At 72.2% G+C, this 11,160-nt stretch carries 10 protein-coding genes; 3 read left to right on the top strand and 7 right to left on the bottom strand.

Annotation, left to right across the window (positions count from 1 at the left end):
* Window positions 1–154: 154 nt before the first annotated feature.
* The 5 genes from modA to AB0947_RS20745 all read right to left on the bottom strand — a co-directional run bounded on the left by modA (window position 155) and on the right by AB0947_RS20745 (window position 5,189).
* A complete protein-coding gene (gene modA, locus AB0947_RS20765) occupies window positions 155–985 on the bottom strand; it encodes a molybdate ABC transporter substrate-binding protein (protein WP_366751797.1) in 831 nt (276 codons plus the stop codon).
* 192 nt (window positions 986–1,177) lie between these two features.
* On the bottom strand, window positions 1,178–1,573 hold the full coding sequence (locus tag AB0947_RS20760) for a molybdopterin-binding protein (protein WP_171158339.1): 396 nt from the start codon (window positions 1,571–1,573) through the stop codon (window positions 1,178–1,180).
* A gap of 191 nt (window positions 1,574–1,764) precedes the next feature.
* Entirely contained in the window at window positions 1,765–3,723 is a 1,959-nt protein-coding gene (locus tag AB0947_RS20755) for an amino acid transporter (RefSeq protein ID WP_366751796.1), read from the bottom strand.
* Between the two features lie 238 nt (window positions 3,724–3,961).
* Window positions 3,962–4,519, bottom strand: coding sequence for a hypothetical protein (locus tag AB0947_RS20750; protein WP_366751795.1), 558 nt, complete (start codon window positions 4,517–4,519; stop codon window positions 3,962–3,964).
* Between the two features lie 139 nt (window positions 4,520–4,658).
* A complete protein-coding gene (locus AB0947_RS20745; RefSeq protein ID WP_366751794.1) occupies window positions 4,659–5,189 on the bottom strand; it encodes a universal stress protein in 531 nt (176 codons plus the stop codon).
* Window positions 5,190–5,411: 222 nt separating this feature from the next.
* On the opposite strand from AB0947_RS20745, the gene AB0947_RS20740 reads away from it, so the two are divergent.
* The gene (locus AB0947_RS20740) at window positions 5,412–6,887 is read left to right on the top strand and encodes a glycoside hydrolase family 43 protein (RefSeq protein WP_366751793.1); all 1,476 of its coding nucleotides are present in this window, start codon (window positions 5,412–5,414) and stop codon (window positions 6,885–6,887) included.
* 63 nt (window positions 6,888–6,950) lie between these two features.
* Here AB0947_RS20740 and AB0947_RS20735 read toward each other — a convergent pair whose 3' ends face one another.
* Window positions 6,951–7,157, bottom strand: coding sequence for a DUF5999 family protein (locus AB0947_RS20735; RefSeq protein WP_041665012.1), 207 nt, complete (start codon window positions 7,155–7,157; stop codon window positions 6,951–6,953).
* Window positions 7,158–7,443: 286 nt separating this feature from the next.
* Entirely contained in the window at window positions 7,444–8,028 is a 585-nt protein-coding gene (locus AB0947_RS20730; RefSeq protein WP_366751792.1) for a hypothetical protein, read from the bottom strand.
* Between the two features lie 569 nt (window positions 8,029–8,597).
* Between AB0947_RS20730 and AB0947_RS20725 the strand changes: the two genes are divergently transcribed.
* Together AB0947_RS20725 and AB0947_RS20720 are read left to right on the top strand one after the other, a co-directional pair.
* On the top strand, window positions 8,598–10,115 hold the full coding sequence (locus tag AB0947_RS20725; RefSeq protein ID WP_366751791.1) for a glutamate--cysteine ligase: 1,518 nt from the start codon (window positions 8,598–8,600) through the stop codon (window positions 10,113–10,115).
* A 243-nt stretch (window positions 10,116–10,358) separates the two neighbouring features.
* The gene (locus AB0947_RS20720; protein WP_366751809.1) at window positions 10,359–11,159 is read left to right on the top strand and encodes a type II CAAX endopeptidase family protein; all 801 of its coding nucleotides are present in this window, start codon (window positions 10,359–10,361) and stop codon (window positions 11,157–11,159) included.
* The last annotated feature ends 1 nt before the right edge of the window (window position 11,160 follow it).

Here is an 11,160-nt window from a genome sequence, read left to right as displayed (position 1 = left end):
GGGGCCCCCCGCGCCCCCCGCCCCCCCCGCCGCCCCCCGCCCCCCCCCCCCGCCCGGGCGGGCGCCCCCCCCCCCCCCCCCCCCGGCCGGCCCCCCCGCCCCCGCGGCCGGCCCGTGCGGGGACCGGTCGCGGCACCGGGCTCGTCGAGCGAGGTCACGGCTTGAGGAACCCGGCCTCGGTCAGCACCTTCTGGCCCTCCGCGGAGCGTACGAGGGCGATGAACGCCTTGGCGGCCTCGGCGTTCGGCGCGTTCTTCAGCAGCGCGATCGGGTAGTCGTTGACGGCGCCGGCCGACTCGGGGAACTCCACGCCCTCCACCTTGTCACCCGCGGCCCGCACATCGGTCTTGTACACCACCGCCGCGTCGGCCTCCTTCAGCTCCACCTTGGTCAGGGCGCCCTTGACGTCCTGCTCGTAGGAGACCGGCGTGAGCTTGAGCCCGCCGGCGTCGAGGGCGTTCTGGGCGGCGGCGCCGCACGGGACGGTCCTGTCGCACAGGACGACCTTCAGACCGGACGTGGTGAGGTCCTTCAGGGAGGCCACCTTGTGCGGGTTGCCCGGTACGGTGGCGATCTCCAGCTGGTTGCGGACGAAGGTGACCGGGTTGCCGGCCGTGTCCTTCGCGTCCGTCACGACGGCCATGGTCTTGGGGCTGGCCGCGGCGAACACGTCCGCCGGGGCACCGCTGGTGATGTTGGCGGCGAGGGTGTCGCTGCCGCCGAAGTTGAAGCTGACCTTCGTGCCCTGGTGCTCCTTCTCGAACTCCTTGCCGAGGGTCGTGAAGCTCTCCTTCAGGGAGGCCGCCGCGAACACGGTGACCGTGCCGGAGAGCTTCGGGGACGCCGATGTGCCCGAGGGGGCGGGGGACTTGGACGCGTCGGTGGAGTCCGACGAGGAGGAGCAGGCGCCGAGGGCCAGCATGGCGGCGGCTGCCACGCCGGCCAGCCCAGGTATCCGCCGGGTCCGGCGCACGGAACGGGTCATCACGGATCTACTCCTCGGTTCTGTCGAACGACTGTCGCGCCCGGGCACGGCTCGGTCAGAGCCGTGCGGCGATCATACTGCCGCATCTGCCAGGAAGGAGTCTGCTGTTGTATCGCATGAGCCGGAGACTCTCGGCTTCAGGCTCGCATGTGCGTTTGTACGGCGCTGGTCGGCCGGAGGGTGGGCGCCCGGTCAGACGCGGTCGATGTGCACGTTGGTGGACTTCACGCGCGCGGTGGCCTCCATGCCGACTTCCAGGCCCAGTTCCTCCACCGCCTCCCGGGTCAGCAGCGAGACGAGCCGGTGCGGGCCGGCCTGGATCTCCACCTGGGCGGCGACATCGCCGAGCTTGATCGCGGTGACGATGCCGGGGAAGGCGTTGCGGGCCGAGGTGTACGAGGCGTCCTCCTCGGCGGCGCCCGCCTTGGCCAGTTCGACCGAGAAGGCGGCGAGGTCTCTGCCGTCGATGAGCCGCCGCCCGGACTCGTCGCGGTGCGTGGCCACCCGGCCGGCGTCGGCCCAGCGGCGGGCGGTGTCCGGGCTGACGCCGAGCAGCCGCGCGGCCTGACCGATCGTGTAGGACTGCATGCCGGTCACCATAGGGCCACGCGCCCGGGAGCCAGGGACGCGGGTCGGCCGTCGGAGGCACCGAGGTTTCGCCGGACCACGCAGCTGTTGCCGGGGGACGCGTTGGGTGGGTGCGGGCCGGGCGCCCGCCGTCGCGGTGCCGGACGACCGGAGCGCCGAGCGGTCCGGGGCTGCCGCCACGCCTGCCCGGCTCAGCCGGTGTGCACCCGCGGCCGGCGTTCGCGGTCCGGTTCCGCCTCGCGCAGCACCTCGCGGGTGACGGGGGCGACCTCGCCCTGGCCGAAGAGGAAGAAGCGGAGGAAGTTGGCGAACGGACCGCCCTCGGTCCACTCGAAGTAGATGTGCGGGGTGCAGCCGGTGACGTCACGGACGTGCAGCAGCAGGGCGGCGAGGGCGTTCGGGATCGAGGCCGACTCCAGCGTCAGCACCCGGTAGCGGCCGTGCAGCACCTCGCCGCGCACGGTGAGGCCGGCCTCGAACTCGGACGGATCGGTGACCGTGACCTCGACGAAGACGAAGTCCTCCTGCTCGGGCATGTCGTTGTCGGTGCGGATCTGCTCGATCTTGTCGCGGTACTCGGCCTTGTCCCGGCGGTCCGGCTCGTTGGCGATGAACCGCATCTTGCGGCTGGCCATGTCCCGGATGAACCGTTCCGCCATGGGGTCGAGCGACACACTGGTCACCCGCAGCTCGAAGGCACGGGCCAGCCGGGACAGCAGGGAGACCAGCACGATGCCCGCGATGAAGCAGACGCCGATCTTCACGCCGTCCGGGCGCTCGATGACGTTCACGACGGTCGTGTAGAGGAACACCACCGCGATCACCGCGAAGGTGAGGGTCCAGCCACGTTGTCCCGCCTTGTGCGCGGCGATGGTCACGGCGATCGCGGCGGAGCTGATCAGCACCAGCACCCCGGTGGCGTAGGCGCCGCCCTGCTTGTCGACGTCGGCGTCGAAGATCCAGGTCACCAGGAAGGCGATCAGGGTGAAGACGATGACCATCGGCCGTACCGCGCGCGCCCAGTGCGGGGCCATGCCGTAGCGGGGCAGGTAACGCGGCATCAGGTTGAGCAGGCCCGCCATGGCGGAGGCGCCCGCGAACCACAGGATGGCGATCGTCGAGACGTCGTAGACCGTGCCGAAGGCGCTGCCGAGGTACTCGTGCGCTAGGTAGGCGAGCGCGCGGCCGTTGGCCTGGCCGCCCGGCTTGAACTCCTTCGCCGGGATCAGCAGCGTGGTGATGAAGCTGGTGGCGATCAGGAAGCAGCTCATGATCAGCGCGGCGGTGGTCAGCAGCTTCCTGGTGTCCCGGATGCGGCCGGCGGGCCGCTCCTCGGTGTCGCCGGCGTCGCCCTTCACGTGCGGCATGACGGCGACACCGGTCTCGAAGCCGGACAGGCCCAGGGCGAGCTTGGGGAAGACGATCAGCGCGACGCCGATCATCACGAAGACGTTCCCGTGCTGCGCGGTCAGCGCGCTGCTCCAGTCCGTGATCACGTGTTCGGCGGTCACGACGTGCCACAGGCCGGTGATGACGACGACGAGGTTGAGCCCGAGGTACACGCCCACCAGGACGACCGCGACCCCGATCGCCTCCAGGAAGCCCTTGAGGAAGACCGCGCCGAGCAGGGCCACCAGGAGGAGGGTGATGATCATCTGCTTGCCCTGGAGGGCCTGCGTCAGATGGGGGTTCTCCACCAGGTGGGTGGAGGCGTCCGCGGCGGACAGCGTGATGGTGATGAGGAAGTCCGTCGCCGCGAAGCCCAGCAGCGTCAGCACGAACAGCTTGCCCTGCCAGAAGGACAGCAGCCGCTCCAGCATCGCGATCGAGCCCTCGCCGTGCGGGCTCTCCTGCGCGACCCGGCGGTAGACCGGCAGCGCGCCGGCCAGCGTCACGATGACGAGCACGATGGTCGCGACCGGCGAGAGCAGACCGGCGGCCAGCGCCGCGATGCCGGGCTGGTAGCCGAGGGTGGAGAAGTAGTCGACACCGGTCAGGCACATCACCCGCCACCAGCGCTGTCCCCGGTGCGGGGGCTCCGGTGCGGCGTGGGGCCCGGTGTGGCCACCGTTCTTGCCCATGTCGGACAGGCCCTCCAGCATCCACGCGCGCAGGCGGCTGGTACTGGGAGGGCGCTCGGTCGTGACCATCGGCGTGCTCCTGATGTGCGGCTCAGCTCTTTGCGGCCATCACGCGGACGGCGGCACCAGCGTAAGCAGAGAGTGACGCCTGGGCCTATGGATCACGGCTCCGGCGGCGTCAAGCTTGCGTTAAGAATGGCCCGCGCGGGGTGGAGCCGCACCAAGAAGGGGAGGCCGGGGCCGGTTCGGGCAGGAGGGAGAGCAGCGGATGAGCACGGGGGAGTCAGCGGGCGGCGGCCACCGAGCGTCACTCCAGACCCGACGCCCGGAACACACCGAGGGCCGTCTCGCGGTCCACGCGGCGGGCCAGGTGGCGCAGCTCCGCCGTGCCGCACAGCAGAATGCCGGCGGCCTGCGCGGCGCGGGCACCCTCGTCCAGCCGGTACCACAGCTCCGGGTTGCGGATCAGGACCTCCGGGTCGATCTCGACCCTGTTGCCGAGGGCGTCGCGCAGCACCAGGCGCCGGGTGACGCCGTCCAGCGGGCGCACCGCGCTCAGCAGATCGGTGCGGACGCGGCGGGTGCGGTACAGGCGGCGGGTGGCCAGCCAGTCCGAGCCGGCGGACACGCGCACCGGGAGCAGCACGAGGAGCAGGAGCAGGGCCAGCAGGAGCCACAGGGCACCGCGCCACCAGGTCAGCGAGCCGGCCGTCCAGTCGACGCACAGCAGCAGGCCGAACAGCGCGCCGGCACAGCGGGCCGCCGTGCGCGCGTCCGCGGTCCAGCCGCGGTCGCGCACCACGGTGCCGGCGTCGGCCGGGCGGGCGCCGGTCGGCTGGGGGCGGGTGTCGTGGCCGTGCTCCATGCGGGAAACGGTAGTCCGTGGCGGGCGGTCCGGGCCTGCCCTTGACGGTGCTCTGACGACCGCGGGCCGGTTCTTGACGGGACGGCAGCGGCCCCGGCGTGGCCTCCCGTCCCGCGCCGGTGCGTGACCGGTCCTTCCGTCACAGCCCCCGGGTGTCGATGCGCAGGTGCCAGGTGTTGCGGCGGTGGACGGACAGCAGCTCCGATTCCAGCGGGGACGGGGGCACCGCCAGGACCGGGCAGACCGCGTGGGCCAGGCAGTGCCGGGAGACCCGGCCGGAGAAGGCCCGTTGCAGCCCGCGCCGCCCGGCGCCCACGACCAGGACGTCGTCCTCCCGGTTCGCGGTCGCCACCAGCGCCGGGCCGGGGGCACCGCGCACGACGACGGGCTGCATCGGCACACCGGGACCCTCCGGGTCGAAGATCTCCTCGAGCACCGAGGCCAGCCGCTGCTTGGCGAGCCGCTGCCACTCCTCCACCAGCAGTCCGCCGGCGGGGGAGCGCCGGGCGGCGGAGTCACCGCCCGGCGGTTCCCAGGCCAGCACGGGCCAGAGCTGAGCCCTCAGCCGGCGGGCCAGCGCGGCGGCCCGCCGCAGGGCCGTGACGCTGTTCAGGGAGCCGCTCACGCCGACCACCACCCGCGTGGCCGCCGAGGCGTCGTAACCGGACATGACTCAGACTCCACCGTTGCGGACGGGCACCTGAGGGGTGACGGCCATGACACCCGCGGGCGTGCCCGCTGCGAGGTCCTCGCTTCCCTCCATCCCACTCCCGTGCCGGTGATTCGACCAGCCGGGCGGCGGGAGCTCCCCCGCGAACGCCTCGCCGGCATTAGGATTCGGCGCTCATTCGGCGCTCACCACGAAACTTTCGAGCGCCTCCAGGAGGCGAGCATGCGAACGTACGACAATCCCGTCATCCCGGGTTTCCACCCCGACCCCAGTGTGTGCCGGGTCGGCGACGACTACTACCTGGTGTGCTCCAGCTTCGAGTACTTCCCCGGCGTCCCGCTGTTCCACAGCCGGGACCTGGTGCACTGGCGCCAGATCGGCAACGTGCTCGACCGGCCGGGCCAGTTGGACCTGCCCGACGACGTCCCGGCGTCCGCCGGCATCTACGCGCCGACGATCCGGCACCACGACGGACTCTTCCACGTCATCACCACCAGCGCGGGCGCCGGCGGCACCTTCCTCGTCACCGCGGAACGCCCCGAGGGCCCCTGGTCCGACCCGGTGTGGATCGATCTGCCCGGCATCGACCCGGACCTGGCGTGGGACGAGGACGGTTCCTGCTGGGTCGCGATGGCCGGGGTCAGCGTCGCCAGGATCGACCCGCGCACGGGACGGGTGCTGGAGGGTCCGCTGCCGATGTGGTCCGGCACCGGCCTGCGCGACCCGGAGGCCCCGCACCTGTACCGGATCGGCGACTGGTGGTACCTGCTGCTCGCCGAGGGCGGCACCGCCCTGGGGCACGGTGTCTCGGTGGCGCGCGCCCGCTCGCCGCGCGGCCCCTGGGAACCGGCTCCCGGCAACCCGCTGGTGTCCCACCGCGGCACCGGCCTGCCCATCCAGTGCACCGGCCACGGCGACCTGGTGCAGGCGGCCGACGGCACGTGGTGGATGGTGCTGCTCGGCACCCGGCCCCGGGGCTGGTTCCCGGAGTTCCACGTCCTCGGCCGGGAGACGTTCCTGGTCCCGGTGGAGTGGGCCGACGGCTGGCCGCGGACGGGCCCGGTCCAGGAGCGGCACCCGGCGCCAGCCGCCTGGGCGCCCGTGGAGCTTCCGCCGGCGCGGGACGACTTCGCGGGCCCGGCGCTCGCACCGCACTGGATATCCCCGCGGCGCCGCCCCGAGGGCTGCTGGTCGCTGACCGAGCGGCCGGGCCGGCTCACCCTGACCGCCACCGGTGACAGCCTCGACCGGCCCGGGCACACCTTCGTCGGCCGCCGCCAGCAGCATCACGACTGCCGGGCGGCGGCCTCGCTGGAGCCCGGCTCCGCGCGGGCGGGGCTGTCGGTGCGCCTGGACGAGGCCCACCACTGCGACCTGGAGGTGAGCGGGGGTGTCGCGGCCGTGATCGCGCGGATCGGCCCGCTGCGGCAGCGCGTCGCCGAACACCCGGTGCCGGCGGGGCGGGTCACGCTGGCCGTCGAGATCCGTGCCACCCGTGACCCCGGGACGCAGCACGGCCCCGACACGCTCGTCTTCTCCGTCGGCACCGGCGAGGCGACCGTGCGGCTCGCCGAACTCGACGGCCGCTACCTGTCCACGGAGGTGGCCGCCGGTTTCACCGGCCGGGTCATCGGCATGTACGTCACCGAGGGCCGCGCGGCCTTCGACTGGTTCGAGTACGCGCCCGCCACGCCGTAGGCAGGGTCAGGTCTGGTCGGATCAGGCCGGTGTGCCGTGCCGGGTCAGGTCACCGTGCCGCCCTCAGGCGGCGGTCATCACCTGCTCCGCTCCCAGCGGGCGGTGCGGGGCGATGACGCGGCCGTCGGGCAGCAGCTCACCCGTGTCCTCGAAGAGCAGGACGCCGTTGCACAGCAGGCTCCACCCCTGCTCCGGGTGGTGCGCCACGAGGCGGGCGGACTCCCGGTCGGCGGATTCGGCTGGCGGGCACGGCGGCTGGTGCTGGCACATGGGCGGGATCTTTCGCTCTGTCGTGATCATGTCCGTCCCCCGTGATGATGAATCGGTCGGAAACCAGTGTTGTCCTCTGGGCGTCGTTCCGCAGGGATTTCACAGCACCGCTTCTCACAGGTTCAGGACGCGTCACCCGCGCGGACGGTTCAGTCCAACTGCACTGTCCCTTCGGGTGGTTCGCAGTGGCCGGATGGGACTAGTCCGGATGGCTCCGGGCGGCGGAGTGCTCGAAAGACAGTCGTACCCCGCTTCGCTCGCGGTCGGCGGGGTACGCGGGCTCCGGTCAGGCGGGCGAGCCGAGCAGCGGGAGAGGAGTCGCCCGATGGGTCAGCACCGGAAGCAGTTCGGCGACCGGGAAGGGACGGTGCGTCGGGATGCCGGGCGGTGCGGGCGCCAGCGGTACCAGCAGATCGGTGGCGGCGGGATGGCCCTCGCTGCCGTCGCCGGAGCAGTCGCCGTGCAGCCACAGGGTGAGCATGTACAGCCCGGGCACGGACAACAGTCTTGCCTGGTACGGCTGTTGCAGGGCCTCGGCCTGGTGCAGGGCACGTTCGGTGGAGGCGACGTACGGGCCCTCGAAGAAGTGCGAGAAGGCCCAGCCGTCGGGAGTCAGCATGGTCTCGGCCGCGGCCACCGCGCGATCACCGCACCGGATCAGGAAGCGCCAGCCGGCCAGCCGGGTCGCGGACAGGCCTTGCGCGGTGATCCGGTCCAGCACGTGGACGGGCAACGGGAGTTCCGGTGTCGCGGGGCCCTGCGCGGCGCGCAGGGAGGGAGTGCGCGCCTCACGGACCGCGGTGGGGGAACCGAGGGCGGTGAGGACGGAGCGCAGGGCAGGCGCGGGGGCAGGGGGCACGTGCAGCGGCATGTGGGTCGCCTCTCATTCGACAGGCGCGGCGGCGCGAGGAGGGTGGGGCGGACGGCGCTGTCAGCTCACGGAAGGCCGGAGAGGTGGGGGCCCAGGTCGGTGTGGAAGAGAGTGCGGCTCGGTCTGCCGCCCGTCAACGGGGACGGCAGGAACACCGCGGAAACCAGGACCGAGGGCGCCAACCTTCTGCCTCGGGGACGAAGTTTATACGACGTGTGTTCGGCCGGTGTTTCGGCTATCCGATTCCGGCCGACCCGGCAAGGCGGAATTAGGCCGTGGATTTGCGGAAATCATCCCGATTTCCGCACCGGGCACCCGTCGCTGACCTCGTCTTACGCACCGGTAACGGTCGGCCGAATGTCGTCGGCGTTTTTCACGAGGCGTCCGGGGCACCCGAAGGTGCGAGCGCGGCATGCCCCGTGAATGTGCCGCCGGGAACATTACGACAGACTAGCGGGCGGCGGGCCCGCATGGGACGTTATCGATCGCTTCGGCTGGGCATCATCCCACGTGACCCGGGAGCCAGGCGGCCGGATCGTCGGCCCGCCCATCCGAGGAGGGACACTTCGATGGGGGAGAAGGTCGTGGCAGGGCAGTTCGACCTGTCCGATCGCCAGCGCTACCGTGAAAAGCTCCAGCAGTGCCTGACGGGACTGGAGCGGCTGCTGCGCGAGAAGCGATTCGACCGGCCCAAGAATCTCATGGGAGTCGAGATCGAGTTGAATCTCGCCGGGTCGGACGGTATGCCGAGAATGTTGAACGGGCAGGTGCTGGAGCGCATCGCGAGCCGTGACTTCCAAACAGAACTCGCCATGTTCAACCTGGAGGTCAACATAGCCCCACACCGTCTGGGCGGCCGGGTATTCGACCGGCTCGCCGAAGAACTGCGCACGTCGCTCGCCTATGCCGACCGCAAGGCCGGCGAGGTGGACGCGGGCATCGTGATGATCGGCATCCTGCCCACCCTCGACCGGGACGACCTGGTCTCCTCCAACCTCTCCGATGTCGACCGCTACACGCTCCTCAACGACCAGATCGTCGCCGCGCGCGGAGAGGACTTCCGGCTCGACATCGAGGGCGTGGAGCACCTCGTCTGCACCTCGAAGTCGATCGTGCCCGAGGCCGCGTGCACCTCCCTGCAACTGCACCTGCAGGTCACCCCGGGGCGGTTCGCCGACGTGTGGAACGCGGCCCAGGCGGCCTCCGCCGCGCAGATCGCCGTCGGCGCCAACTCACCGTTCCTCTTCGGACACGAGCTGTGGCGCGAGTCCAGGCCCCCGCTGTTCCTGCAGTCCACCGACACCCGGCCGCCCGAGCTCCAGGCACAGGGCGTACGGCCGCGCACCTGGTTCGGCGAGCGGTGGATCACCTCCGCGCAGGACCTGTTCGAGGAGAACCTGCGCTACTTCCCGGCCCTGCTGCCGATCTGCGACGACGAGGAGCCGTTGGAGGTCGTCGAGGCCGGCGGAGTGCCCGCACTCTCCGAACTCGTGCTGCACAACGGCACGATCTACCGCTGGAACCGGCCGGTGTACGGCATCGCCGACGGCGTCCCGCACCTCAGGGTGGAGAACCGGGTGCTGCCGGCCGGGCCCACCATCACCGACGTGATCGCCAACGCGGCCTTCTACTACGGCCTCGTCCGCGCCCTCGCCGAGGAGTCCCGGCCGGTGTGGACGCGGCTGCCGTTCGCCGCGGCCGAGGCGAACTTCGACGCGGCGTGCCGGTACGGCATCGACGCGCGCTTCGTCTGGCCCCGGCGGGGGCGGTACGGCGGCACGGGCGAGGTCGACGCGGTCACGCTGGTCCGCGACGAGCTGCTGCCGCTCGCCGCGGCCGGGCTGGACGCGTGGGGTGTGGAGGCCGCCGACCGGGACCTCTACCTGGGCGTGATCGAGGAGCGCTGCCGGCGCCGGGTCAACGGGGCGTCCTGGCAGGCGGCCACCTTCCACCGGGCGCTGGAGCAGGGGATGTCACGGCAGGCGGCCCTGGCGGCGACGACACGGCGGTACGCCGAGCTGATGCACGTGGGGGAGCCGGTGCACACATGGCCGGTGGGCCTGCCGGAACCGGTACCGCTGGGCTGAGCGCGGGGCTCCACCGGGCCGCGCGGTGGGCGCGGCTGGGCCGGTGCGCCGCGTTGGCTGAGCGCGAGGCTCCGCCCGTCGTGCAGCCGGCCGGTGGGGCTGTCGTGAAGCCGGCCCGCGGGCCGTCGTGAGGCCGCGTGCGGAGCCGGCCTCGCGGGGCATCCCGCGCCCCGCACAGCCGCTTCTGCGATCCTTGCCAGGCGAAAGGTGGGCCAGGGGCCCGTGAGCCGGCTGGAGGCAGGGGTGCAGGTGGAGGCTGACTCGGTGGCCGATTCCGCGGCGCGGGGGCGCGATCCGCGGCGGATACTGCGGGACGAGACGCTGCTCGTGCTCGCGCTCTCGCTCGGAGCGAGCGGGGTGTCCGCGCTGATCAGCTTCATCGGCTCGGTCACCAAGCCGGGCGGGCTCAAGGACCAGGCGGCCACCCTCAACGCCTCCGCCGCACCGGGCCGCCCCTGGCTGGACCTGGCCTGGCAGCTCTTCGGCATCGCCACCGCGCTGGTGCCCGTGGCACTCGTCGCCCACCTGCTGCTGCGCGAGGGCGCGGGTCTGCGCACCCTCGGCTTCGACCGCACCCGCCCCTGGCCCGACCTCGCCCGTGGTGCCGGCATCGCGGCCGTGATCGGCAGCACCGGCATCGCCTTCTACCTCGCCGCCCGCGGCCTCGGCTTCAACCTCACCGTCGTACCCGAGGCACTGCCGGACGTGTGGTGGAAGTACCCGGTGCTGATCCTCTCCGCGTTGCAGAACGCGGTCCTGGAGGAGGTCATCGTCGTCGGCTATCTGCTGCGCAGGCTGGGGCAGCTGGGCTGGACCCCGGGGACCGCGCTGGTGGCCAGCGCGGTCCTGCGCGGTTCGTACCACCTCTACCAGGGCATCGGCGGCTTCGTCGGCAACATGGTGATGGGCGTGGTGTTCGTCTTCTTGTACCGCCGCTGGGGCCGGGTCGGCCCGCTGGTGGTCGCCCACTTCCTGCTCGACATCGGCGCGTTCGTCGGCTACGCCCTCCTCGCGGGCAAGGTGGGCTGGCTGCCGACCGCCTGAG

The sequence above is a fragment of the Streptomyces sp. NPDC047841 genome, from assembly GCF_040704085.1.
GTDB lineage: Bacteria > Actinomycetota > Actinomycetes > Streptomycetales > Streptomycetaceae > Streptomyces > Streptomyces argyrophylli.
Note: the sequence above shows the minus strand (reverse complement) of the source record. Positions and strands in the feature narration are given on the sequence as shown.